This is a genomic window from Vibrio sp. QJM3NY_15, assembly GCF_057785995.1.
The window spans coordinates 2,758,742-2,784,425 of the sequence record NZ_CM173517.1; the positions used below are offsets into that span (position 1 = coordinate 2,758,742).

The 25,684-nt window shown below is 41.0% G+C and carries 23 protein-coding genes and 1 pseudogene; 17 read left to right on the plus strand and 7 right to left on the minus strand.

Going from position 1 to position 25,684, the window contains the following annotated elements; genetic code table 11:
- Nucleotides 1-42: 42 nt before the first annotated feature.
- The 8 genes from AC3CKG_RS12250 to AC3CKG_RS12285 all read left to right on the plus strand — a co-directional run bounded on the left by AC3CKG_RS12250 (nucleotide 43) and on the right by AC3CKG_RS12285 (nucleotide 8,828).
- Nucleotides 43-204, plus strand: coding sequence for a hypothetical protein (locus AC3CKG_RS12250; protein WP_016800141.1), 162 nt, complete (start codon nucleotides 43-45; stop codon nucleotides 202-204).
- A 337-nt stretch (nucleotides 205-541) separates the two neighbouring features.
- Nucleotides 542-2,032, plus strand: coding sequence for an SNIPE associated domain-containing protein (locus tag AC3CKG_RS12255; protein WP_057622950.1), 1,491 nt, complete (start codon nucleotides 542-544; stop codon nucleotides 2,030-2,032).
- Between the two features lie 258 nt (nucleotides 2,033-2,290).
- Complete coding sequence (locus AC3CKG_RS12260; RefSeq protein ID WP_057622948.1) at nucleotides 2,291-3,418, plus strand: HD domain-containing phosphohydrolase; 1,128 nt, start codon at nucleotides 2,291-2,293, stop codon at nucleotides 3,416-3,418.
- Nucleotides 3,419-3,902: 484 nt separating this feature from the next.
- Nucleotides 3,903-4,589, plus strand: a complete 687-nt coding sequence (locus tag AC3CKG_RS12265; RefSeq protein WP_372175509.1) for a toll/interleukin-1 receptor domain-containing protein — start codon at nucleotides 3,903-3,905, stop codon at nucleotides 4,587-4,589.
- Between the two features lie 242 nt (nucleotides 4,590-4,831).
- Nucleotides 4,832-4,972: a zinc ribbon-containing protein gene (locus AC3CKG_RS12270; protein ID WP_022570822.1), complete on the plus strand. Its 141-nt coding sequence runs from the start codon at nucleotides 4,832-4,834 to the stop codon at nucleotides 4,970-4,972.
- A 418-nt stretch (nucleotides 4,973-5,390) separates the two neighbouring features.
- On the plus strand, nucleotides 5,391-7,166 hold the full coding sequence (locus AC3CKG_RS12275; RefSeq protein ID WP_372175660.1) for an ATP-binding protein: 1,776 nt from the start codon (nucleotides 5,391-5,393) through the stop codon (nucleotides 7,164-7,166).
- Between the two features lie 328 nt (nucleotides 7,167-7,494).
- Nucleotides 7,495-8,157, plus strand: a complete 663-nt coding sequence (locus AC3CKG_RS12280; protein WP_372175506.1) for a hypothetical protein — start codon at nucleotides 7,495-7,497, stop codon at nucleotides 8,155-8,157.
- A 53-nt stretch (nucleotides 8,158-8,210) separates the two neighbouring features.
- Complete coding sequence (locus tag AC3CKG_RS12285; RefSeq protein ID WP_372175507.1) at nucleotides 8,211-8,828, plus strand: hypothetical protein; 618 nt, start codon at nucleotides 8,211-8,213, stop codon at nucleotides 8,826-8,828.
- A gap of 233 nt (nucleotides 8,829-9,061) precedes the next feature.
- Here AC3CKG_RS12285 and AC3CKG_RS12290 read toward each other — a convergent pair whose 3' ends face one another.
- The 3 genes from AC3CKG_RS12290 to AC3CKG_RS12300 form a co-directional block, all read right to left on the minus strand.
- Nucleotides 9,062-10,189 (minus strand): AAA family ATPase, encoded by a 1,128-nt coding sequence (locus AC3CKG_RS12290; RefSeq protein WP_016800139.1) that lies wholly within the window; start codon nucleotides 10,187-10,189, stop codon nucleotides 9,062-9,064.
- Nucleotides 10,182-11,834: an ATP-dependent nuclease gene (locus AC3CKG_RS12295; protein ID WP_488528411.1), complete on the minus strand. Its 1,653-nt coding sequence runs from the start codon at nucleotides 11,832-11,834 to the stop codon at nucleotides 10,182-10,184. Before AC3CKG_RS12295 ends, AC3CKG_RS12290 begins: the two co-directional genes overlap by 8 nt.
- 366 nt (nucleotides 11,835-12,200) lie before the next feature.
- Entirely contained in the window at nucleotides 12,201-12,644 is a 444-nt protein-coding gene (locus AC3CKG_RS12300; RefSeq protein ID WP_016800137.1) for a hypothetical protein, read from the minus strand.
- A 351-nt stretch (nucleotides 12,645-12,995) separates the two neighbouring features.
- On the opposite strand from AC3CKG_RS12300, the gene AC3CKG_RS12305 reads away from it, so the two are divergent.
- The gene (locus tag AC3CKG_RS12305; protein WP_241797730.1) at nucleotides 12,996-14,552 is read left to right on the plus strand and encodes a hypothetical protein; all 1,557 of its coding nucleotides are present in this window, start codon (nucleotides 12,996-12,998) and stop codon (nucleotides 14,550-14,552) included.
- A 7-nt stretch (nucleotides 14,553-14,559) separates the two neighbouring features.
- Here AC3CKG_RS12305 and AC3CKG_RS12310 read toward each other — a convergent pair whose 3' ends face one another.
- Entirely contained in the window at nucleotides 14,560-15,543 is a 984-nt protein-coding gene (locus AC3CKG_RS12310) for a DUF4917 family protein (protein ID WP_016800135.1), read from the minus strand.
- 496 nt (nucleotides 15,544-16,039) lie between these two features.
- Here AC3CKG_RS12310 and AC3CKG_RS12315 point away from each other — a divergent pair, with 496 nt between their 5' ends.
- The 4 genes and pseudogenes from AC3CKG_RS12315 to AC3CKG_RS12330 form a co-directional block, all read left to right on the plus strand.
- Complete coding sequence (locus AC3CKG_RS12315) at nucleotides 16,040-16,636, plus strand: tyrosine-type recombinase/integrase (RefSeq protein ID WP_016800696.1); 597 nt, start codon at nucleotides 16,040-16,042, stop codon at nucleotides 16,634-16,636.
- A 247-nt stretch (nucleotides 16,637-16,883) separates the two neighbouring features.
- A complete protein-coding gene (locus AC3CKG_RS12320; protein WP_016800695.1) occupies nucleotides 16,884-17,741 on the plus strand; it encodes an HNH endonuclease in 858 nt (285 codons plus the stop codon).
- A gap of 73 nt (nucleotides 17,742-17,814) precedes the next feature.
- Complete coding sequence (locus tag AC3CKG_RS12325) at nucleotides 17,815-18,981, plus strand: HNH endonuclease (RefSeq protein WP_016800694.1); 1,167 nt, start codon at nucleotides 17,815-17,817, stop codon at nucleotides 18,979-18,981.
- Nucleotides 18,982-19,425: 444 nt separating this feature from the next.
- Nucleotides 19,426-19,563: pseudogene (locus AC3CKG_RS12330) on the plus strand (thioredoxin-dependent thiol peroxidase); the annotation flags it as partial.
- Nucleotides 19,564-19,702: 139 nt separating this feature from the next.
- Here AC3CKG_RS12330 and AC3CKG_RS12335 read toward each other — a convergent pair.
- On the minus strand, nucleotides 19,703-20,779 hold the full coding sequence (locus tag AC3CKG_RS12335) for an AI-2E family transporter (protein WP_065110928.1): 1,077 nt from the start codon (nucleotides 20,777-20,779) through the stop codon (nucleotides 19,703-19,705).
- Complete coding sequence (locus tag AC3CKG_RS12340; protein ID WP_017107216.1) at nucleotides 20,772-21,011, minus strand: sulfurtransferase TusA family protein; 240 nt, start codon at nucleotides 21,009-21,011, stop codon at nucleotides 20,772-20,774. The genes AC3CKG_RS12335 and AC3CKG_RS12340 overlap by 8 nt, the downstream gene beginning before the upstream one ends.
- Nucleotides 21,012-21,189: 178 nt before the next feature.
- On the opposite strand from AC3CKG_RS12340, the gene bepA reads away from it, so the two are divergent.
- From bepA to AC3CKG_RS12360, 4 genes are all read left to right on the plus strand, one after another.
- The gene (gene bepA / locus AC3CKG_RS12345) at nucleotides 21,190-22,644 is read left to right on the plus strand and encodes a beta-barrel assembly-enhancing protease (protein WP_017110366.1); all 1,455 of its coding nucleotides are present in this window, start codon (nucleotides 21,190-21,192) and stop codon (nucleotides 22,642-22,644) included.
- Between the two features lie 125 nt (nucleotides 22,645-22,769).
- Nucleotides 22,770-23,120: an arsenate reductase (glutaredoxin) gene (gene arsC / locus AC3CKG_RS12350; RefSeq protein ID WP_017107214.1), complete on the plus strand. Its 351-nt coding sequence runs from the start codon at nucleotides 22,770-22,772 to the stop codon at nucleotides 23,118-23,120.
- Between the two features lie 6 nt (nucleotides 23,121-23,126).
- Nucleotides 23,127-23,720 (plus strand): NAD(P)H:quinone oxidoreductase, encoded by a 594-nt coding sequence (gene wrbA / locus AC3CKG_RS12355; RefSeq protein ID WP_102485342.1) that lies wholly within the window; start codon nucleotides 23,127-23,129, stop codon nucleotides 23,718-23,720.
- Nucleotides 23,717-24,154 carry a DUF2069 domain-containing protein gene (locus tag AC3CKG_RS12360; RefSeq protein ID WP_017107212.1) on the plus strand — a complete coding sequence of 146 codons (438 nt, stop codon included), beginning with the start codon at nucleotides 23,717-23,719 and terminating at the stop codon, nucleotides 24,152-24,154. The genes wrbA and AC3CKG_RS12360 overlap by 4 nt, the downstream gene beginning before the upstream one ends.
- Before the next feature lie 115 nt (nucleotides 24,155-24,269).
- Here AC3CKG_RS12360 and AC3CKG_RS12365 read toward each other — a convergent pair whose 3' ends face one another.
- On the minus strand, nucleotides 24,270-25,529 hold the full coding sequence (locus AC3CKG_RS12365) for a DUF2066 domain-containing protein (RefSeq protein ID WP_488528412.1): 1,260 nt from the start codon (nucleotides 25,527-25,529) through the stop codon (nucleotides 24,270-24,272).
- Nucleotides 25,530-25,684 lie beyond the last annotated feature (155 nt).

Here is a 25,684-nt window from a genome sequence, read left to right on the forward strand (position 1 = left end):
GCATTACGTAGGGAAAAAGTATACAAGTTCAGCGATGATGATATGGATTTCATTCGGAAGCTGCGTGAATATGACTGGGATAATGAAGAGCAAAAAGCTGATAAGCTGTATTTCATTCGTCATTTAGACAGGCAGAGAGCTTTTGTAAAAGGAGCACTTGGAGCATTGGTCGTGATCAAATTGTTTGAATATTTGGTGGGATAAGATTTGATGCGCACCATTAATACTGGACAGTGAGCTTAATGACTTTCCATACTTATGCTAATTCGTGATTTGCTAATACTTGGTTCTCCGAAACTCATTTCTGTCCAAAGATGTGCCTAGGGGGCATGAAACACGAAAATGCCCCAAAGTTTGTTTCGCTTCTAAATACGTTCCAGATCGGCAGCTAATTTTGACATACTAAAAGTAATGCGTGGCAAAACGCAAGATGTGACCCTATTGTCTTCCTTTTATTTTAATAACCTTAAAAAATACAATGGCATAATACCTCCGAATTATTCTGTTAAACTACACCTGAAATTTTTAATCAGGAGTGATAATGCCTCAATCAGCATTCGCAAATTTACCCCCGCTACTATTTCTAGTGATTTCTGCACTACTAGCTGTAGTGCTTTTTATCTTTATTGCTCGACTTAAATCTACAAAACGAGAACTGGAAGATTCCAAACAGGAAACCAAAAAGGCTTCTCAAGCACTTGCTGACTATGAGATGCAATATTCTGGCATCATCAACTTGGATAAAGAGATTGAGGTTCGAGATCAAGCTTCCAAATTGCGCCAAGACGAAGCCAATGCAGTTTTTCTTGAGGTCACAAATGATATTGAGCAACTCAAGTCGAGTTACAAAGAAAAGAAAGGCATATATGACTCACTCATCCATAAAATAGGCATTTATGACGATGACGTTGAGTTGCTAGAGCTAGGCTTCTACGAACCACACTTTGACTTTGACACTGCGGAGCAATTTAAAGAGAAAGTCCGCGAGTGCAAAGAGCGTCAAAAAGACCTTCTTCGCCTGAAGGATACCTCTGGAGCGATTTACTGCACCACTGAGTGGACGGTAGGTAACTCAAAAGTCGAAGGTAAGAAGATGACTGACCGAGGCATTAGGCTCACAGCTCGCGCATTCAACAACGAATGTGAAGCAGCCATCGCCAACTGTACATGGAAAAATGTCGTCAAGATGGAAGCGCGAATTAATAAAGCCTTTGAAGCAATTAATAAGCTGAATGAGTCCAACACGATTGTCATTTCAAATAAGTATTTGCAATTGAAAATTGAGGAACTTCGCCTGACTCACGAGCACAAAGAGAAGAAACAAACAGAGAAAGAAGAACAGGCTGAAATTAAGGCTCAAATGCGTGAAGAAGCGAAGATTGAAGCTGAGATCAAGAAAGCGGAACAAGAAGCCATCAAAGAAGAAGCACGCTTTTCTAAAGCTCTTGTGACCGCTAGAAAACAGCTCGAGTCAGCGAATGACGAAGCCCGTTGTAAACTGGAAGAACAGATCGCACAGCTACAGTCTGATCTTGAAGCCGCAGAGCAAAAGCATCAACGTGCACAGAGTATGGCAGAGCAAACCAAGCAAGGTCACGTTTATGTTATTAGTAATATTGGCTCGTTTGGAGAAAACGTTTATAAGATTGGTATGACCCGTCGACTCGAACCAATGGATCGGGTCAAGGAGTTGGGTGACGCTTCAGTACCATTCAGTTTTGATGTCCACGCCATGATTCACACCACTGACGCACCTTCTCTTGAGAAAGAGTTGCATCGCGTATTCGATAATGACCGTCTGAACATGGTGAATAGGCGTAAAGAGTTTTTCCAAGTGGATCTATCTGACATCAAGAAAGCTGTTAAAAACTTCGATATTGATGATGCTGAGTTCATCGAAACTGCTGTAGCACAGGACTTCAATGAAACTAAAGCAATGCGCAAGCAAGCTGAGTTGAAAGAAGCAATCGAGCTTGGTGCTATCACCGATTTAACTAAGACGAAGCAACCTGAATTTGCTGAGAGCATTTAAAGTGTACTAATTCAGACCTGATCTGACAGTTACCCATTTTTGACTCGGTGCCTGTCAGATTTAATCTGGGCTAGATTTTTTTAAGCCCATTTCCCATCTTCCAGCTAGCTAATTCAGTTAGTACAGATCTGCCCCAATATTAGTTTCAGCCAGAACATGTACTTTCTTAGCCAGCCTAAATTCTGCTAATGTCAGATGAAATACGCGAAAAAGAACTAGACTTAAAGTCAATATCAATTTTAACGGACTGAAAGCTCTATGAGTATAGATTTTCTTACAAGAAAGAAATATTTAACGAGTCATGACTTCTATCGAGATCTCATTGATTTTTTTGTACAAGAAGCTAAGAGCGATATCGGATATTTCCACTTCTATTCTCATACTAACGAAGAAATCGCATTAAATGTTTGGTCAACCTCTGTTTTGGAACATTGCCATTGCAGCTACGTAACCCACTATCCACTATCATCTGCAGGAATATGGGCAGATAGTATAAGAACTAAAAAGCCCGTAATACACAACCACTATGATGCAAACTATTCCATAGATGACTCTTTACCGAAAGACCACATAAAACTAACTCATCACTTCAGTCTTCCCGTAATACAAAAGAATGACGTAGTTGCAGTCATCGGCATAGGCAACAACAACGCACCATACAGTCATGACTTCGTAAGTTATTTTTACAGTATGATCAATGACATCTGGCCTCAGGTACAAACAAAGGTAAGTAAGATCGAATCTGGATTAGCTAACAACAAGCTAGAATTTGATTCTTCTACCTCCATCGCGATTATGACTAATATGCTAGGCGCAATATCTCGTGCGCTTGAAATTCGTGATGAATACACTTCCTCTCACCAACGCAATGTCGCTCATATATGCGACCTTATAGCTGATAAACTTTCACTAGAAGACTCTGTGAAAGAGGGACTAGTCATTGGAGCTTTGGTTCACGACATCGGGAAAATTACGATCCCGTCTCAAATCTTAAGTAAGCCTGGGAAGCTCATGCCAGCAGAGTACAAGTTACTCCAAAGTCATTCAGAAGTGGGAGCAAAGATTTTTCATGAAGTAATTTTTCCTTGGCCAATCGTCGAAATGATCGAACAGCACCATGAAAGGTTGGATGGCTCGGGCTACCCAAACGGAATCAAAGGGAATGAAATTTTACTTGAGGCTCGGATTATAGCTGTTGCAGATACCTTCGATGCTATGGCAAATGATAGACCATATAGGAAGGCTGTCGGAGCGAAGAAAGCTATCAATACCTTAGAACAAGGCCGAAATAAACTATACGACCCCTGTGTAGTAGACGCTTTCCTTACTTGCTACAAACAAGATGAGACTTTAGGTGGGTTGTATACACCTGTGAATTTACAATAAAAATGTGGCACAAATGTAGTAGTAATCTTTAGCCAAGCTCCAAGTTAGCTTGTTTCTAATTGTATGGTTTGCCATAAAAAAGGTAATTCGAACATACTCAATTTAAGTAATTGCCCTAAATTATTTTTGTCCAGAGACGTGTTATGCCGCCATGCTTTGGGACAAAAGCGATTTGAGCCATCAAGCGAGTTAGTTTTCAATTTCTTTTGTTTATATTTGCAAATAGTGACGAGATCTTAAAAGCTATCGATAGCTGAATCGATATGTTGGTTGTAATGCTCATAAATATCAATTTCATATAAATGAGATAAGATTCACTAATCTGATATCTAGACAAAACTTTAAGCCCCCTTATCTTGAATATGGTTTTTGTTACTCCGTATATTCCATTGTGAGACTGATGACACACTATATGTTGTGTTTTTTCGGTCGTAATACCTTGCGAAGGTTACATTAATACTCATTTGAATAGAGAGGTAAACAATTGGCTAGATGCACAGCACCATCAAGAGGACATCGTTCAGCGGCCGCCGCAGCTAATTGCCCGGCATGTGGTGGACGCTATAGTCGTTATGGAAGTGGAGGTTACAGTTCATACTCAACCTCATCTTACTCTCCATCTCGCATTAGTAGTAGCGGAACAAGTAGCAGTAAAAAGCCAAGTTGGTCTAAATCAGGCTCTTCTGTATCTTATACATCCGCTCAAATTCAGTCTCTTACACCGATACGCGAAACAGTCGAGACTCGTGCAGCACAACAGCCAGATCTTCGAGATGTATTCTTGTGCCATGCATGGGGCGACCGTAAAGACGCAGCTAAAGAATTGCATGATTTACTTGAAGCAGCAGGTGTTAAAGTTTGGTTTAGCGAAAAGGATCTTGGACTTGGTGTGCCGATGATGCGCGCTATCGATAAGGGATTGGCCAACTCTCGAATAGGACTTGTATTGGTGACTCCAGCGATGTTGGAGCGGCTTCCAAAAGAGAGTGTCGCCGACAAAGAACTTTCAACACTATTAGCTGGCAACCAACTTATTCCAATTGTACATAACACATCTTATGAAGCCCTACGAAATGTCAGCCCCATGCTAGCATCCAGAACAGGTTTGGATACTTCTGAGGATTCAATGGAAGTTGTAGCAGAGAAAATTGCCGAGTTGGTAGATATCTAATTCGTAGGCTGAATACTGCCCAAAGAATCGCGCTCCTTCGGTGGGTAATCAATAGTCGTCTCTTGGCTGCGATATCTCGAATAACATAGTTATTAGGGACAAAAGTGCCTTAGCTCTATTGCTACAAACGTTTGAAAAACGAACTTAGTCACATTTCACATGTGTGCTTAATTGTATATTTGTTTTAGTTCGGGTCTAGCGCCTGAGTGTACAGCGAAGTCTAATTAAATATATGGAGAGCAATGATGGCTACAACAGGAGAAAAACCGGGTAAAGGTAGTTATACCTGTAAGAAATGCGGTCAGCAAGTCGACTTAGATGATCATGATGATACTTTACCACCATGCCCGAAGTGTGCTCACACTGAGTATTACAAAGGATAACTTCTTATTAATTGAAAGCCTGTCTCAATCAGTAACGTATAATAATGTTTGACTCTGATTGGGACAGAGTGTCTTAGTCTGCGTATTTCGATGCTTGCGAGCACCTGTTTCTAGCGCTCAGGGACAGAAGCGCCTTACTCCAACAACTTTAAGCGTTTCATACCCATATCATTTTCTTTCCGTTGACTTTAGTCACAAAAATTGAATTGTTATTGAGGCTTTGCTCTTCTAAACTTTATGCATATGGAAAAAGAGAGGTGCCGGAAAGTGAATAAGACAAGCGTATTTGTATGGATAGCATTAATTGTTTGGCTATTTATGGTTGCTTGCTTTTTTGATTATATTGAAAAAGAAAGCTCTATACCTGTTATCCATGAATTCCATCTGGAGGACTCAAGTGAATAATGAACACTCAACAATGTTCAACGTTCTGGAAACTTTAATTGCGATAGCATTGGGCATAACTCTCAGTTTATTCTTTTCATTTAAAACTCAAAACTCTCTTCTAGAGGCTATTGAAAGCTCGCACGTTGCCCATTCAGCAAGCCTTGTCCATATGAGAAGCTATGTTCATCTAACTCAGCCAGAAGACGTTGACTACAAGATAAATAAACTACTTTCTGAAGTACAAGAGCTAACTTACGAGTTAAACACTTTAAAGGAAGCTAGCAATGACGTTAACGTTAGATTTCCTCAAATGCTTTGGTTAGGCAATTCACTTCCTTCTGTAGTTGATGAGTACGTAAAAACTGCTGATAGACAATTGGCATTACTTGAGAAAATACTTAAAGCAAAACAACAAACTGTATCAGAATCTTTATTAAACGAATTAGAGAAACAAGTTTTTTCAGAAGAGATGGATGAAGCAGCGGAACATGTTCACGAACGTTTGATGGACAACATATTCTTAACCAGCGAAGCAACCGTTTATACCTTGATACTATTGATTATTTTAGTCTTCTCTGTCGTGTTCCTTTACCTTAACCACTACATTATAGAATTGAAAAAAACCAAGTTAGCGTTACAAGGGGCTGTAAATAAGGCGGAGGAAGCCAACTTAGCTAAGTCTATGTTTTTAGCAACAATGAGTCATGAGATAAGAACCCCAATGAATGGTGTTATAGGAATGACGCAGTTACTCATCTCTGACAATAAAGATTCAACTATTCAGACACACTTAGACACGCTTTTAGAGTCAGGTGAACACCTAATGGCAGTCATAAACGAAATTCTTGATTTTTCAAATCTAGAACAAGGAAATCTAGTTTTTGTTGAGGAAGAGTTCGAACTAAACAAGCTATTGATACCAATAAAAAACTCTTTTTATCCGCTGTCTTCTGGCAAAAACCTTCAGCTTATATTCGATACCAGTAGTTTGCCTGAAGATCTTGTTTTAGTCGGAGATAAAGCTCGTATACGTCAAATTATTTACAACTTGGTGGGGAATGCCATTAAGTTTACCTCTGATGGGCAGGTTAAAGTTATTTTAAAATATGACAATGAAAAAAGTGAGCTTTTTATTCAAGTCTCTGATACTGGAGTTGGTATACCATCACATCGTTTAAACGGTATTTTTAATGCGTTCGAACAAGCGGATGTTAGAACGATGCACGAATTTGGAGGTACAGGGTTAGGTTTATCCATAGTAAAAAAATTATGTTTATCAATGGGTGGGGATATTACAGTCACAAGTGAGTTAGGTTCAGGAAGTTGCTTTGTAGCAAAAGTGACAAGCCCAAGAGGAACCACCTTCCAAGATAAAAGAAAGATCTCAAACGAAGAAGACTTTTCCGGTAAGTCAGTCCTTATCGTTGAGGATAACCGGATTAATCAACTTGTTGCTAAACGCTTGTGTGAAAAGCTAGGGCTTACTACTTCTATTGTATCTAACGGTAAAGAAGCTGCTGAAAGAGTACGCCAATGTTCTTTTGACGTAATCTTGATGGATCATCAAATGCCACATATGGGAGGAATAGAAGCGACAGAATTAATACGAAATGAGTATGCTTTTCAAGGGGTTATTCTTGGTTGTACCGCTGATGTTACCAAAGAAACAGCGATAGCATTCGTTGATGCTGGTGCCAATGGTGTAATAACAAAGCCCTTACAATTAAACTCTTTGGGAGAGTCAATAGCACACAGCGTAACGCTGGTTTGTAATGTAAATCATGCCCATAATATTGCGTTGGAATAGAAGCTAGTTCATTTGATACCCAAGCTAGTGTTAATTCGTCTGGAATCGAGACCCGCTTTGGAACAAGAGCGCCTTAGTGCGACTACTCTAAAACACTTCTGCCCCAAAGCTTCTCAGAACCAGCAATAGGGCGACCTAGTCAGATCACCAATAGACCAAGTTAATCTAATCCGTACTTTGGTCTCCTACACGGACTTTTCCCGTATTTCTCCCGCTTAATTCTATATCTATTAACACAACAGATTGATAGCAGTTGAGTTTCATAATAAATGGCAGCAACATAGACGGAAGAGTTCCGTCTATGTTGCGTTATGCCTAAAGGAGACTTATGGAGTCAATTTATGAAGTAATACAAGAAAATCCCGAATTCTATGCGTGGGTCTTTGGCATCATAAATGTGCTTTGGGCTTTGTTTGTATACTTCAATAAGCAAAGACATGAGCGAAACCTGAAGCTACTGGAGCAAGACCTTCGGTATAAGGCTGACAGACGATTAAAAATTTTCGACTTAAAAGCACGTGAATATGCAAAGTATGTGACTGACTTGGACAATTTTGGACGTAAAAACGAGATAGAACTTCCAAAACGTATGCAGCCGATTTTCGATGAGTATTTACAAAGCTACTTGGCCGCAACTCAAGCGGGAGATAAAGAGAGAGAACATCAAGTCATTGGTTGGCTTAGCTCGCAAGTATCTGCGCTGATGCAAGAAGGGCTAAAGGATGTTCTAATACTTAAAAGTGAGTCAAATCGTTTAAAGTTGATAGCAACAGATGAGATGCTTCAGACATTCGACAAATTGGAGGGCCTAACACAAGAGTCCATGGATTGTTCAAATGATTACATGAGCAATTTCACCGATATCGTATTGAATCAAAAGCATGGTGAAACCGAAGCGTTTCAAAAAAAAGCGTCAGATTTAGCTGCACAGATAAAAAAACAGTCTAACTCTCTTCTTTACCAAATGAGGCGTGAGCTTAGCGATATATAGGCATGCAAGCATTTAAGAGTGACTCCCAATGATTGGCTTTTTGGAGGCTTAAAATGAAAGATAGTGGTTTGGCCATAATCAAAGATAATGCAGAGGTTTTGTTAGATCACATTTCAGAAAATGAATGGATTAGAGAAATACCTGTATTAGATAATATTTTCAATATTTTATCGGTAGCGACATCTATTAGAGATGCGTTGTTTGCAAAGAAGTTGGAGCAGTTTTTTGTAAGCATAAAAGATGTTAGTGAACGGGATTTAAATAAAATAAAAAAATTCGCACTAAGCTGTGATGCAAATGAAGTATCTGAGAAATTAATTAACGTTTTAGATAAGGTTAGTGATAACAAAAAGCCTACTATAATTGCAAATTTATTTATTGGTTATATTGAAGGTTACCTAACTGTTGAAGAATTCAAAGTCACTTTGGAAGTTATCGATAAATCTTACACTACAGATTTAGAGAGCTTTCTTTCAACAGGCTTCAGCATCGTCGATTTAACTCTCACCGAACTTATAGAGAAAAAAGTCTACAGTATGATTTTTACTCCTCTTTTAGCTAGAACAGAAAACCCGCAAAGGACTCACGTTGAGCGATATAGTATTTCAAATCTTGGACTAGTGTTTTTTGACGCTTATAACTATGGTGTCACTGCTAGGAAACAAAGCTAACAAGCATTTAAGACTTCAAGATACTTTTTCTAATCGATATCGAGCGCGTTAGATCTCAAATCTCTAGCACGTTTCTGTCCAAAAGCGTCACAATCTGAAATTTAACACATGGCATTTTCTAGCTCGAAAATGCCCCGAAATGAGTTATAGCGCTCCATGGTCTAGTCCGAGAGATCATATTACTTTCGATAATTGAGCTAATGGGACGAAAAGCAAGATAGATTCAAACCTCATTATGTTGGCTGCCATAATTTATCATCGAAGTGTTTATCTTCAACGATAAACGCTACACTATATCGAGCTCGAGTTATAGCTACATACAACTTGTTCTGGCTTATTGCAGTAGAGCTTCCTTTAAAAGGGGTAGCATGCCCTTTCAGGAATTTTACGAAAGGTTGGGTTGGGTGAATAAGCACGTGCTCTGTAGTTTTACCTTTCGACTCGCCAAATGTCATCAAGTTGTTGTACTTATTTAGCGCTTTCCCAGAGGTCGATGAGTGCCTGAGTATCAAAGGCGAATGTAGTTTTATGTATTGATCAACATCTTTAGGAGCAACGTAGTGTATGCCAGTATGAGTGACATTGTCTGGTTTGTCTTTCTTGGATACTGTCGCAGGATACCCTTCTCCGATATGAACTTTGTCTGAAAAAGAACAGATCGAAGGGATTGATCTCCAACACTCATTCATTTGATTCACTGTGAATCCCATTTTTACATACTCAACTAACTTATCTGCGCTAGATGACGGTTTTTTAGGCTTGGATGATGTGTGGTAGATAGTTTGTCTGAAGTCCCCTACAGCATGTATTTCTAGATCCTTCGATTGAGAAAGTAAGTTAATGAGATCAAAGTCCCAGCCAGCAAAATCTTGAGTTTCATCCAAGTAAACTCTGCCATAAATTGCGTTGATGCGTTCAGACATGTTTACTTTGGACGTTTTTATTATTTGGTAAGCCAGTTTTGCAATGAACTCTGTATGAGCTCGATTTTGCGGAGTTAAGTAGTGATTGGGGTTGTATTTACCATTAATTTTTTCAGCGCGGCCAGGAATGTGCATTTTGCCTCTTTTATGAGGGTTGTTGCTGTTTAGATTGATGCCATCGATACGAGTAGAAAAAATACAGCGTTGGTAAGGCCTCACTACATCTTCTAAGATGAATGAGTACCAACCTTTTACGATAAACAAGTCTCTTCGCCGACCACCAAGTTCTTTAAACTTCTTAATCAGTTCATTTTGATTGCTGCGGGTATAGGTGATGATTAAAACTTTAATACCAGAGTCGGTCAGTTTTATTGATTCATTTACTATGCGGGTAGTCTTACCAGCTCCAGCGCATGCGATAAATAGCTTCTTAGTCAAACTTCAGAGCCTCCACTAGATAGTCAGGGTATTGAATCTCTTCCTCACTATCGAAAATCCGAATTGCTGAATCCACCTTCTTTGTACCGTAGTTTTTGTCAGCTTTGGGGCCAATATAAACAGCAATGAAAAATTCTATTTTCTTGTCTAAGTCGTCCAACTTCTTAAGTTTATTGAAAGTTTGAGTGGCTAACGCGATTTCTGCAAAAGTCAGTAGGGAATCATTACTATCTGAGTTTGCTTTTATCAAAGAGGGTTCGAGAGATTTAAGCTCATCGTCAGCTTCAGAGAAAAAACTAATATTCTCAGCTGGATACGCTGCAGCATAGTCGATGATGTTTTCTTGATACGAGCCGTCATTATCTTTAACTACATTTACTTGAGTACCAGTGTGTTTTGCAATTTGCAGATAGTGGTTGAAGCCTATTCCACGTACAACGATGATATCTATCCCATCCATTTCAGGTAACTTACCGTAAGTCTGTATGTAAATTTTCTTCAGCAAAAGTTCATCGGACGGTCCCTCAACTAGGATGACTTTCCTTGAAAGGACAATACGCAGCGTGTCGTAACCCGGTAGCCTTTGAAGGGTTTTCGCTGTTTTAGAGTCAATGTTATTTAATCTAAGGTATCTGTCGGCAATCAAACACAAGTTTCCAAGGCTTAGCTTATTTAAAACATATGAGCTATGTGTAGTAATGAAAACTTGATTTGAGCTGTTGTTTGCAATGAATTCAATCAACTCGCTAAGATTGGTATGTGATAGGTGGTTTTCAGGTTCTTCTACCGTTACAAAGTTTGCGTTGCCGCCTTTATTTAGTAGTGCCAGTTTGACTTGAATCTTACTCTGCTCACCTTTACCTATATGCGAAAAGGATACCTCATCGACTGCTAGTTGTAGGCCAGCTTCAACTGTCCCTGAGTTTGTGTCAGCAATGATGGATAGGTTTTGTTCGGTTACCTGATTAGCTGTATCAAGACCATCATTTAGGTTCTTAACCTGTTCCTGTTGCTCAAATGATTGTTTTAGCTGACGATAGTTTAAATTAAGCAGTGCTTGTTGCTCTTTCGTGAGGGAAGAGTTGATTATGTTTGAAAGATACTGTGTTTTACCGTAAGTCGGATGTAGCTTAGTGGGGTCGATAAATAGCCCTTTAACTTTACGGTTCAGGAATTTTATGGGTTCCCAAGCAAAGCTAAACCATTCGACTTTGTAAAACTCAGTTGGAACACTGTCGATGGAATCTGCATTTTTGAGGAAATTTTCATAGGTGCCGGTAAGGTCATCATCAAAGCAAATTCTGAGAAAAATCCCGTCCTCTTCCTGATCAAGTGAATTATTCTTGCCTCGATATTCAGGGCAATCGGAGAGATAAATTTCAACTAATATCTCAGGGAGGCTTTCTTTTGAGCGGTCTTCTTTCAGGTATTTAGCTACAGCATCGATATTAAATAGATGGGCATTTAAAGATGTTGTTATCGGCTTACCGCGGTAGCTTGCACTGGTCCCTAACTCTAAAGCTTCTAATATGGTTGTCTTCCCTGAGTCGTTATCGCCAACGAGAATATTCACATGCTCATTGAGGTCAAAGCTATCAGATGAAATCTTTTTGAAATTCTTAACAATTAGTTTTTTGATGTACAAGGGGCTACCTACAGATAAGTCAGTACTTAAAGAAGACTATACTACAATGGCAAGATAAAAATGTGATATAAAGCAACCGCTTAGGATGAGGCTTGGGTGGGTTTTAGTGAGGAAGTGTTTTACAGTGCCACGGAGAAGAGTCTGATTACTACATGGATCAGCTTTTGGGTTTTGAAGTGGGTTCTACCTGCAGGGAGTCTGTTTATAGGCACTATGAAGAGCGAGCACGTCCGGCACTAGATGCTACAAGGAGTTGTCACAAGAGGCTAAAGTCTTAGCTCATGAAATAGTGGATTATATGGTGGATATACCTATGTAATACCTGATAGAAAAATGCCCCGGAAGTCCGGGGCACAGGAGCGAGGGTTAAAGTAACCCTTTTATTGCTAGCTTCACGGTTTCAGTGACACCAGTGGCTAATGCCTTGGCGGGTGATTTCTTAACTTCATCAATTAAGCTATCCCCAATCTCACTTTGAGTTAGATCTTCTAAACGTTTATGACCTTTAGTCGTCAGCCAAAGCATCTTACTGTTAAGGTCGATGTCGTAAGCATCTCCAAACTCATCATGCAAAATACCGATTCCTTCCATCGTCTCAAAGGGCTTCAAGTCATGGGCGACAATCAGATCTTCTTCAACTAGAAGTTGGATATGAAAAATAAATTTCGAATCCAACCGGCATTCATGTTTTTCATTGTTTATATAAACCTTAATACCACGGGCAATAAGGTCGAAAACGTTCAAGTGAGGCTTATCGTTTTCTTCGAAAGCTACAAAGAGCTCCAATAGGTAGTTTTTATCAATATGCATATATGTTTTTTTATTTGCACAGATCTAATAGTAATTTTTCGATACCGCTGTCAAATGGATCGACAAAAAAATCAAAAAAAGTTTTCTATAAAGCTCTCTGAGAGAATTTTGTCGTTAAGAGCCACAATGTGTCGTACTTATGCGAAAAACCTCTTAGGTGATCGCTCAGATCGATTTAGAGGGGTATAAAAAGTGTTTGTACTGAGTTGTTTTTCTATGACTGTGACATGCCCCTCCAACTCAGTCGTTTTTACACCTCGCCAGCCCCCATTCTATAAGGTATTGTTAACTAAGAGTCTTAAGTGACCCTTGCTCCATAAAATGGAAATATATATAGCGCAGTGTGACATTATGAGTTTGTTAGAAGATATCTTGAAGAAAACAGGACCATGTCTAAGCTCGGACTTGGTACAAGAATTGGTTGAAAAGCATCACTTGTCTCATGATGCAGCTCGGAAACGGGTTTCACGGACAGGGAAGGATATTTATCGTCTTGAAGGCTTGCCTTTGCCTAGGAATATGAAGTTTGTTTATTTAAGGAAAGATTACCGCTCTCCTTTCTTTTGGACTGCATTATATAAGGCGTTCAAGGATACAAACTCTGCTTATTGGCATGCTATTGCCGCGCTCAAGGAGCGTGGTGGTGTAATGCTTTATGACCACTTTCTTATTTCATGCGGAGCCCCACTAAGGCAGAAAAAGCATACCCCACCAGAGAAAATTCTAGAGCGTCTAGAGATGCATGAAATTTTATCAGTGAGGGAAATTGACGGTTTTGGGCGTTGTGTTCTTCTTACTCAGTATGAACAGGATCTTCAATTTATCCTTCCAGATATACGGGCAAGGTTAATTGCAGAGAAAATCTTGATGGGTGCTATTTCTCAGTGGGCTAAAAACCTTGGTTTAGTGAGCTACAACATTTTCACAGATAGAGATGCTGAAGAGTTACCATCGGTGAGTACCACTTTATGGGATATGGCGGGGCCATCGTATATATCTCCATTAGTTAATATGGGTAAGGATGAAACCTCTAAGGTTAAGCCAGGTTTTTTTGCCTGTGACATCTTGCTAAACAAACGACTCAGTGAAGATGGAATACAGCCGTTTCTGAGAAAGTGTAGAACGCTACGTGGGTTGCCTAATGTTGGGCGGTGTATGCAAATGTTTGTTGCTAATGAATATCATAAAGAAGCTTTCAGGCTGGCAAAAGAAGCTGGTGTATTACCAGCGACCGTAGAAACGCTTTTTGGGCATGATGTTGCTAAAGGACTAACAAGCCTACTTCGGACATTAGAGAGTGCGGCTCATGCTGTCACTATAGAGCCGGAAAGGTTTAATGAGTTATTTGACCAACTCGGAAAGATAGAGGGAGCGGTTGGTAACCTAAGAGGTGTCTTATTTGAGTATTTTTCAGCTAGTGTAGTTGAGAAAGCCTATCGCACTTCTTGTGTCCGGTTGAATGAACTATGCAAAACGCTTGATGGGAGCAGTGCCGAATCAGATATCATCGCTGAATTAAATACAGGGCAAATTTTATTTATTGAGTGTAAAGGCCACCAGCCAAACGGAACTGTTTCGCATGATGAAGTGAAGCGATGGCTTCAGGTGAGGGTGCCAACACTTAGAAAGTATGCTTTAGAGCATCCGGATTGGAAGAGAAAAGAGCTTTGCTTTGCTTTGTGGACTTCGGGTGGATTTTCTGAGGATTCCCTAGAATTGCTGTCGCAAGCAAAGGAGAACACTAGTAAGTACAAGCTAGATTATTGTGATGCAGAAGCCGTTCTGAAAATTGTCAAAAGCTGTAATGATAAAGAAATGCTTAAGACTTACTTCAAGTGTTTTCTTGATTACCCGCTGAAAAAATTAGAGAAAGAATGGCTGAACGCCCTCGATAGTGAGAGCGTTTGAGTGTTGATTACCAAATCGGAGTTGTATCGGCATCGTAGAACTCTATGTCTATGCCTCGATTGAGAAATCTATCTGCATTTGCCATTGATTCACGGTTCCATTCTTCATTTTCATCGCCGTAGATACTGATGAAGACTTTGTTTACTCTACTGCGATTAATTTGGTCGAATATGTGGCGGTCATTATCTGCTATCGAATGACCATGGATATATAAGACACCCTCGAGACTACCTAAAGCATGATAACAAGCGTTGAGGTAGGGGTTGTGTTTAATTTTCTCTAGTTTTTTCTGATGGGTCGGTTCTGATACAAATAGCGGAAACTCACCAGCATCTAGCCATCTTCTTACTTGATCTACAATCGCATCCCAATCTTCGGGATCATAAACCCTCTTGTAAATGCCGTAATCGTTGTTGTAGAGGTGAAGTCCACCATGCAAAAAGTGTAGGTTTTGAGTTCGCTGTTGCCACTCATCCCCGTTGAAACCATCTTTCATGCCACACCATCTATCTGGTCTGTATGGTTGGAGGTTGGTTTTGTTTACAGCCCAATAGAGCAGCATGTCGTAGTTGAGTGAGAAGATGTTCGAGAAACGAGTAAGAAATCTTCTAGTAGAGATGAAACGATCATCACTAATAGCACCGGGACGATGAGGATGAGTGTTAGCGATAACTTCAATCAGTGAGTCTTTTAATTGCTCTTGGTCACCTCTAATCTGATTGATTATGTCCCTGTCTACTCTGTAGGTTTCGCAAACTTGTTCTGCTGATTGCAATGAGTGCATTACTTTTTCAAAATCGAATGTGTCAAAGCGTTCAAAAATGTCCCTTAACTCACGATCACTATCTCTGAAGTTAGCTTCATCAAATAAATTTTCGTAGTTAAAAATCCCGTTATTGCATGATCTGGAAAAACCATTGGCAAGCAGTATTGACGGACGCTCCCACTCCTCCAATAGTTCAAGAGTATCTTCAAATGTTTGTAGTGGCACTGGCGTTTCTCTTTATGTGTTTTATGCAACTGTATTAATTTATTGAATACAGTTCTACATAGCCTCATCACACTTAAAGAGAAAAACGCTCTCAATCGATCTCTGAGAGCGTTTTTTTGTATTCAAGCTACGATTTCACTCATAGACAAAAACTTCACAGAAGATCATACAGATCGATTTAGAGCTATTCCTAAGAGTTGTTTTAGACAAGACTTACAAATGAAAAGAAAAAAGGGCTGGAGACGAAAAATTGGATATATGGAATCAGCTTCCTAAGGTTTGGTCATCAGACAACGAATACTCTACTCTTCGGATATTCCACTGTCGACGCTTCACTGGTGTAGTGGGTTACTAAAATTGGTCACTGTTTGTAGTTAACGGGCGTATTTTACATAGAAAAAGTTATCTGGACGTTAGGTATCCACACTTCGTAACTCGGTTATGTCCAAAATCCTTCCAACTACAATCGTGATGACCAATCAAAAAGGAGGTCATCATGGTGGTTTTCAACAAAACGAAGCGTAGTGGCGTCAAAAAACCTTTTCGGCTTGAGGAAATTTGGCGGATCAGAACCAGATTAGAAATTGAAAATAATTTGATGCAACTTGCGTTGCTCAACTTAGCAATTGATAGCAAGCTTAGAGCGAGTGACTTACTCGCTCTCAGAATTTGCGATGTATCTTCGCAAGATAGGATATTTAATCGCGTTAAGCATATCCAACGAAAAACAGACATTGAAGTTCAATTTGAGATAACGTCAAGAACTCAACAAAGCCTAATGAAATGGATTTTGATTGCTTCACTAAGCAGCCGAGATTTTCTTTTTCCAAGCCAAAGACGTGAGCATAAAGCTATAAGCTATTCGTACTATCGCTCTCTAGTTAGGAAATGGGCGTCAAACCTTGGATTAGATCCGAACCTGTATGGCACTCATTCGATGAGACGAACGAAAGCGACACTGGTCTATGCAAAAACTAAAAATATTCGAGCAGTGCAGCTTTTACTGGGACATACAAAGGTAGACAACACGATCCGCTACCTTGGTGTTGAATTAGAAGATGCATTGCTACTTTCAGAAGGCACTGATTGTTAGTCGAAATGAACCCTATTTAATAGGGTTCACATTGTCATCGACAAAGTTCTGCCCCGAAATGTGTTTGAAATAATTTCACTAGTATCCTTATGCCTTTTGTTTGACCTACTTTAAATATTGTTGATATGGTGCAACTGTTAACATATGAAGTCGAGTTTGGATGAGCAACAAAGATGTCTCAGAAATCCAAGCGAACAGATAGCAAAGGCTACCCAAGAAAGTTGAGTATTTCTATTTAGGTAAGAATATGGCGAAACGAAAATCCATTCCGAAAAAAGTCAAGGAAACCCTAAGAGAAGAAGTCGGGTTTGGTTGTCCTGTCAGAGACTGTGGTAACCCTTATCTGGAATATCATCATTTCGATCCGCCAGTTCACATCAAGCCGCATAACGACCCAAAAGGGATGATTGCTCTTTGTGCCCACCATCATAACAAAGCGGATGGACGTGCTTACACAAACGAGCAATTACACGAGTTTAAAAAGAATCGAGTTCATTCAAAAAGTGTTAAGGGGAATTTAGAGTGGCTACGGCGTGATATATTGTCGGTTGTAGGCGGCAATCTTTACTATGAGACACCAATCCCTGTACAAATTGATGGACATAACCTAGTGGAATTCAACCGTGATTCTAATGGTTTTCAAAGGTTAAGCGTAAGTATGCTTAGCCTGTTACCAGAAGAAAGGCTGATTATAGATGAAAATTCATGGGAAAATATTGGACATCCAATTGATCTTAGATCACCTCCACAAGGCAAAGAGCTTGAAGTTCGGTATGGTAACGGTGACTTTCTCTATCTACGATTTTTGGAAGTATTGACAGATGAACAGTTAAAGTCCAAATATAAGATCTCTGATACTAGCGACTTTATTTTTCCTATTACTGTTGTCGAAATTAATTTCAGTATAGGTGGTACTAATATCGACTTCTCTGATTCGGGTACGCAAGTCTTAGGTATGAACGTTTCATCTAGCGTCATGGTACGCTGCGGTGTTGGATTTTGTATCGAAACAGGCATTCAATGGCAGCAAAACCCAAAGTGGAAACTAGAACAACGTTACGACATACAAGAAGAGAATGTGATTAAGGTAGCGTTTGGCAAATAAACACATACATGTCCTCAAGATAAAAGCGTTTCTTGGCCGTTTAAGTAAATAGTTAGAACTTGGATAAAATCACATGAATCAAAGTAGAGCTATACCAAGAGCAACTAAACGTAAAGTTGTCGCGAAATATAACAATCAGTGTTGTATGTGCAATGCTTCTGGTGAGTCTATTCCTTTGGAATTTTCTACATATTTGCCTTTTCATTTAGGTGGTGATGTTAATGAAGACAATTTACTTTTGCTTTGTCCTAACTGCCATCGAACGATGGATAGAGGTTTTCTTAAGGAAAGCGAATTTGTAGATGTTTTGGGCGAAATACTTAAGACTTCGGGTAAATATCAAAACATCGAAAAGTCGGTAGTTTTTGGAGATTCTCAGAGATATGAAGCAGATTTAATTGCTCATACTAGAGTTGGGGAGAAAAGCAAAAAAACTTTGATAGAGTGTAAATCATTTCGCTCCATGTCAAAAAGCTTAGCTTCAAGTGCGATTGCTCAGTTAAAAGCTATGGCGGGTGAATTGCCTGAAGCAGAGTTGGTGCTTGCTGTATACGGTCGATTGACTGATGAAATACGAGATAAAATTAAACTAGAAGGCATTCAGGTTTGGGATCTTGAATACTTTGCAGAGCATTACAGTAAGGAAATTAATTCTATTAGCAGCCCAATAATGCGTATGCTTATTGGTTCAAATAATGCGTCAATATTGCTTTCGAAAAGTAAGGTACTTCTCAATAAATTAAAAAACTGCATTCCAGGCCGAAAGGATTGTTATGTATATCAGAACCTTGTTGGTGAAATTATTGAAGAAGTATTTTGTCCTCCCTTGCAGAAACCATTGGGAGAAAGTAGCGATCACTCTAAAGCTAACCGCCGTGATTTTATAATCCCTAACTATGCTAATGAAGGGTTCTGGGCATTCTTAAGAGAAAAATACAATGCAGATTATATTGTTGTTGATGCAAAAAACTATACACGCAAAGTTAAAAAATCCGATGTTTTACAAGTTGCTAACTATCTGAAACCTCATGGTGCAGGGATGTTTGGGCTAATATTCAGCCGAAATGGTGGTGATAGTCGAGGTTGCGAACAGACCTTACGAGAACAGTGGATGGTTCACAACAAAATGATAGTAGTTTTGGATGACGAAGATGTCGAGAATATCCTTATATCATCTACTGTCAGTGATGCTACCGACGTCATCGGACGGAAGATTGAGGAGTTTAGATTATCCATGTGACGAGTTCCACAAAGTATTCTAGCATTCCCAGTTCCTAGTTGGTTTTGCTGTTTGCAGTGCACCTTCAGGTTATATAGTCGTGTTGCTCATATCATCCTTGGACAGCAAAGTTCCATACGAAAAGTAATGTATCATTGCCTAAATTAGCAATGTCACTAACATAGTTTTGTCCAGAGACGTGTTATACCGCCATACTTGGGGATGTGATAACCAAGCGACTCTGTCGCAATGACAACCCACTTCATCTTATAGCACTGCCTAAGTTTTTTATGACAAACTTCCGCTTGGGAAAGCGTCAAAAATCACCCAATTTACAAAAATTATGACAACGGCTATTATTGATGCTCAACAAGAAAGTTCTTTAACCTAAGCCACTGTTAAAAATAGATTTTATCATGAATCGTCAAAATTTACGTCTTAGATTGTTACCAAGGGTAGCATATCATGGGTAAAATATACGATGGTCTGCACCGTATTAGCTTCCTAATCGATGAAGAAGGTCAGATTGAACACGTCTTCAACAAGTTCAAAACCAAGACTCACCACGAAGTGGTTTTAGATTACTTCAACCCAGAAGCTTAATCTCGACTTCAGTGAGTTGATTCTCTAAATTCGCACCTAGCGAATCTTAATACACGACTCACTAAGCCAAATGCAAAAAGGCCGAATATCATGGATATTCGGCCTTTTTTCTACTTATTAAAATTGATAGCGCATTCAATTACGATTGATGCTCAGGGTCATCGTCAAGAGCATGACTTGGTAACGCATTCCAAACCGCCTTCACTAAGGTTGCCAGTGGAATCGCAAAGAACACACCCCAGAATCCCCACAGCCCGCCAAACACCAATACCGCAACGATAATCGCGACTGGGTGCAGGTTCACTGCTTCAGAGAACAAAACCGGAACCAACACGTTACCATCTAGCGCTTGGATGATGCCGTACGCCAGTAACAGCCAGTAGAACTGAGGTTCTAGCCCCCATTGGAACAGACCAACAATCGCTACAGGTACCGTTACCGCTGCTGCACCGATATAAGGAATCAGAACCGAGAAACCCACCGCTACAGCCAATAGTGCTGAATAACGCAAATCCAGAATCGCGAAGGTTACATAGCTCACACCACCGACGATCAAAATCTCGAGAACCTTACCGCGAATGTAATTGGAGATTTGTTGATTCATCTCTACCCAAACCTTGGTCGCGAGGCGACGGTTCTTAGGTAATACGCCGCTTGCCATTCTGATCATCTCTTCTTTATCTTTCAGTAAGAAGAAAATCAAAAGAGGGACAAGAATCAGGTAAACCGCCAGTGTCGCCAAGCTCACCAGAGACGCTAAAGAGCCTTTAACCACGCTTTCACCAAAGCCCAGCGCTTTGTTCTTCGCGTTAGACATAATTGACTCAACAATCTGTAAGTTAGCCAGTTCAGGGTAACGCTCTGGAATCGTCGCGATGAACTTTTGTAGGCTGCCATACATGCTTGGAATATCATTGATTAGGTTGCCCACTTGCTCCCAAATGGTCGGTACCAAACCAAATATCGCCAATAGCATCACGCTAAAGAACATTAAAATCACCAACATCACTGAAGGGGTTCTTGGAACACCGAGTCTTTGAAGTTGGGTAACGGGCCACTCAAGTAAGTAAGCCAACACAATGGCCACCAATAATGGCGCGATAAGGTGACCAAAAAAGTAGATCGTAATAAAGCCGAATAGAATGATGGCAACCAAACTGACAGCATGGGGATCAGAGAAACGTCGTTTATACCAACGATTGACCATTTCAAGCATCTGACTGCAATTCCTTTTTAGTGACGAGGATATGATGGTAATTAGAGCAAACCTCAGCGATGACGTCATAGGCTTGCTTAGACAAAAAAGTAACAATATCTTTCATCGAGCTATTATCAGAGACATAAATTGACAATGACTGTCCTACTTCTAACTTTACACTGTGACGCTTGGCTAATAATAAAGCCATTGGACATCGCTCTTGGCGTAAATCTAGAATATTAGGTGTCATTCTTGGGCTCGATGCTTATTATAAGGGTCGTATTGTAATCTGTTTTTGAAAACGCGCCATCATTCATTCATCTTCCTTAATGATAGCGCACGCACTTAGTAAAGGTTAAATCAGATAAAGAACCAATTTGCATTGCTCTTGTCTTACTGTCAGAAGAAACGGAGTATTACTGACTAATATGTTTAAACGCGCTCGTTCAATTGCTTGCTTATGCATCGCAGCTACATTAAGCACACCAACTTTGGCAAATACCAATGGTTTGGAGCTACCGGATATCGGCACCGCTGCTGGCGGCACACTCACTATCGATCAAGAACTTATCTATGGTGATGCCTACATGCGCATCATCAGAAGCAGCCAGCCCATCGTCAACGATCCTGTTCTAAACCAATATATCGATACGCTCGGCCATCGCCTTGTCGCGAACGCGAATGATGTAAAGACCCCTTTCCAGTTCTTTATGATCCGTGACCGCAACATTAACGCCTTCGCTTTCTTTGGAGGTTACGTTGCGCTGCACTCAGGTCTGTTCCTGCATGCACAATCAGAAAGTGAACTCGCTTCGGTATTAGCGCACGAAATCGCGCACGTTACCCAACGTCACTTAGCACGTAGTATGGAAGACCAAGCTCGCCGTTCTCCAGCCACCATCGCAGCGCTTGCAGCGTCTGTATTGCTGGCGATTGCAGCGCCTGAAGCTGGTATTGCTGCATTAACCGCAACAACGGCGGGTAACATGCAAAGCCAAATCAACTACACACGTAGTAATGAAAAAGAAGCCGACCGCTTTGGTATCAACACGCTCGCAAAAGCAGGGTTCGATGTGAATGCAATGCCACGTTTCTTTGGCCGCTTGGCTGATGAATACCGCTACGCAAGCACACCACCACCAATGCTGCTAACTCACCCATTACCAGAAGACCGAATCACAGACTCTCGTGCCCGTGCTCGCAGCTATCCGCCACTTAAACTGGCTCCATCACTGGATTACCATCTGGCAAGAGCTCGCATTGTCGCGCGCTATGCCGGCATCAACAATGATGCGGCCTTGGACTGGTTTGCACGCCAACTAAAGAAAGCACCTAAAGCCATAGTGCCTTCATTAGAATATGGCCAAGCATTGGTTTATCTAGATACTAAAAAATTAGATAAAGCTGAACCGATTCTAACCAAGCTCATCAACAGCGATCCAACCAATCTGTTCTATTTAGATGCGATCTCAGATCTGCACATTGAACAGAAACAGCCCGAGATAGCGATCAAAGAACTTAAATCGGCACTGGTTCGCCAACCAAACAACCCGGTTCTGACGATTAACTACGCCAATGCGCTGATTGAAAATGAAGACCTACAGGAAGCCGTTCGCGTGCTGCAACGTTACACGCACGATAACCCGAACGACACCAATGGTTGGCACCTACTTTCAAAAGTAAATACAAGCCTTGGTAATAGCGACGAAGAATTGGCCGCTCGCGCAGAAATTTTGGCACTGCAAGCTAACTGGAACAAAGCGATTCAGTACTACACGCAGGCCAGCCAAATCGCAGAACTCGGCAGTCTAAAACAAGCACGTTATGATGCTCGACTCGACCAACTGATGATTCAGCGCGAGCGTTTCTTATCGCTGCAATAAGTTTGTTTCATTAGCCGTAATTCTTGGTAAAAGCAGAAAAAGAAAGCTCAACGCTACATAATAAAGAAGCCACTCAGGTGGCTTCAACTGAACAACTAAATCAAAAATAATAATGAGGAAGAACCATGTCTGTCGTGATTTATCATAACCCACGTTGCTCAAAGAGCCGTCAAACTCTCGAACTGCTTGAAGCGAACGGCGTACAGCCAGAGGTTATCAAATACCTAGACACACCTTTAACTATTGAGCAGCTTAAAGTGCTTTTCACTCAGCTTGGTTTTACCAGTGTGCGCGAGATGATGCGCACCAAAGAAGCAGATTACAAAGAAGCAAATCTTGGTGATGCATCGGTGACTGATGAAGATCTTTTCTCAGCAATGGCGGCAAACCCAAAACTGTTTGAACGCCCTGTTGTTGTTGCGAACAACAAAGCAAAAATTGGTCGCCCACCAGAGCAAGTACTAGAGATTCTGTAAGCTAATATGAGCATTAACATTCTTGTTCTCTACTACAGTCGCCACGGCAACACACAAGCTCTAGCAAGACAGATTGCACGAGGGGTTGAATCTATCCCGAACTGCGAAGCCATGCTGAGAACGGTGAACGACGTGTACACGGTAGAAGAGCAGCCTGATTCGCGTTATCAACCGACAGATCCTATCGTGACCTTACAAGAGCTCCGTTCTTGCGATGGCTTAGCACTAGGCAGCCCAGTTTGGTTCGGCAACATGGCAGGGCCAATGAAGCACTTTTGGGATAGCACGACATCACTGTGGATCAATGGCGATCTCATCGATAAGCCAGCTTGTGTCTTTACTTCTTCTTCATCACTGCATGGTGGTCAAGAGACGACACAGCAAAGCATGATGTTGCCTCTACTTCACCATGGCATGTTAGTTGTGGGAATCCCCTATTCAGAACCTGCGCTGCACACCACTCAAACAGGTGGCACACCTTACGGTGCCAGCAGTACTGGAGAGAGCGCTTCATTAAGCAAAGAAGAAATTGAGTTGGCACAAAACCTAGGCAAACGCTTAGCGCGCATCGCTATCAACCAGAAGGGAATATCTCAATGATGTATATGCCAGAAACGGCTATGTCTCCCAAAACCAAGCTCTTTCGCTACCTAGCGTTAGCAGGCAACTTGTTGCTTTTATTTTGGGTGGTGGCTTGGCAGATGACGCTTTCACCGCACCCGCATCTTAGCAATGTCACACTTGCGATTGCTTGGGCTGTACCGCTGTTACTGCCATTACCGGGCATTCTAGCAGGCAAGCCTTATACGCACGCTTGGGCGAATTTCGTCTTAATGCTCTACTTCCTACACGCGTTAACGATTATGTATGTAGACGGTGGAGAGCGTTTGTTAGCGGCTGTCGAGCTACTCCTGACTAGCCTAGGCTTCGCAGGTAATATCTTGTTTACCCGTTTTAGAGCCAAAGAGTTAGGTATTAAGCTTAAGCGCCTTTCTGAAGTAGAAAAGAAAGAGAAAGCTAAGTTCGAGCAATAATATTGCTTCGATGCTTTAGAGCTTACATAACACCAGAACAATAAAAAGCCCTGCGAGATAACTCTTGCAGGGCTTTTTTCATGATGTCATGTCAATCGATCATTCCAACGGACAGTTACGAACGAACCCATTCATATACTAGGCTTGGCTTAGCATGCACTGGTGCAGTTACCGTGAGTTCTTCTTCACCAGATTCGTCTAACGTTACATCAGAAGTACCTGTTAGCTCAGCGTCCGTAGAGAGCTCGCTGCCTTTAATCACCTGAACGTTTGAGTCAGTCTCGCTACCCTCAGCATCAACAGCGTCTGTTGAATCATCGCCGACAGACATGGAGTTGTCTTGCGTTTCAAATTCAGGGCTCACTTCAGGTTCAATGTAAGACTCTTCAACCTTCGCGACTTGGCGAATGCTTTCAACTTCTTGCTCAAACTCTTGTTGAGTCGACAATAAGTGAATTCGGAAGGTCACTTCGTTGTTTTGAATCTTAAGGATATCCAGACTTGCAACTGAATTTAAACGTTTAAGTGCACTCTCCAACTGGAAGAAATCTTGCGCGTTATTCAGGCTAATAAACTGCGTTAAGATTGATTCCGAAGATTCACTCGCAACCGTTACTGCACTCTTACTCGCGTAGTAGTTACTGATTTGGTCAACAAGCTTCTTAGAAGTCGTCGCGCTGTTGCCCGATACTGAACCACTCACTGGCGATTTTGGTGCGCTCGTCAGTTGGTTTGGTTTTTGGTCATACAGAGTCCAGCGTAAACCAGAAGATTGAGCTTTAATCACCAAAACAGCATCAACTGGGTAACGCTGACTCGCTTTACTGATTGGCGTAACAAAGCTACCCCAAAGATCAGAGGTCGCAATACCGGTAATATCGTCAAAATCACCGACTGGTAAAGTCAGGGGTAAACCGCGCTCTTTTGCGTTAGCTTGTAAACCCGCAGCCAATTGTGAATTGGAGTGTTCCCACACAATATTTTTGTCGTAGTTCTGTTCTTCCACCAGCCAAACAAGGATATTTGAACGAGTGTCAGGCCAGTACGGCAACTGTGCTTGCGTCAATAGAGAACGGATTTGAGCACCGTTAAAACGCATACGCAACGTTGATTGGTCATTGCTCTCGCCAAAACTCATTTGAGACATGTACTGCGAACTCTTACGCATCGCCTTTTGAATCGTCTCATTCGAAGCGACATCGGTTTGGCCAGTCGCACGTATTAATACCTGCTCCATACCTGTATTTCTAGCCACTTGTTCTGGCTGTTTGTTTTCAGCGTTAATCGCAACTTCAGCACTAAAAATATCTACTTGAGTTAAGGCATAACTCGGAGAGGCTAATAGTCCAATCAACAACAATGCTATGTAGCGCATACTGATCCTAATATTCAAATCTTGTGCCTAGATGATAAGCAACTATGGATTGAGGGGCAAGGTCGATAGCGCCCACTGTGTTTAATAACCTTAAAATATCACCTGGCCATGATAAATCGCTCACTTATGAACTGAGTTTTTCGGGCGACGATGGA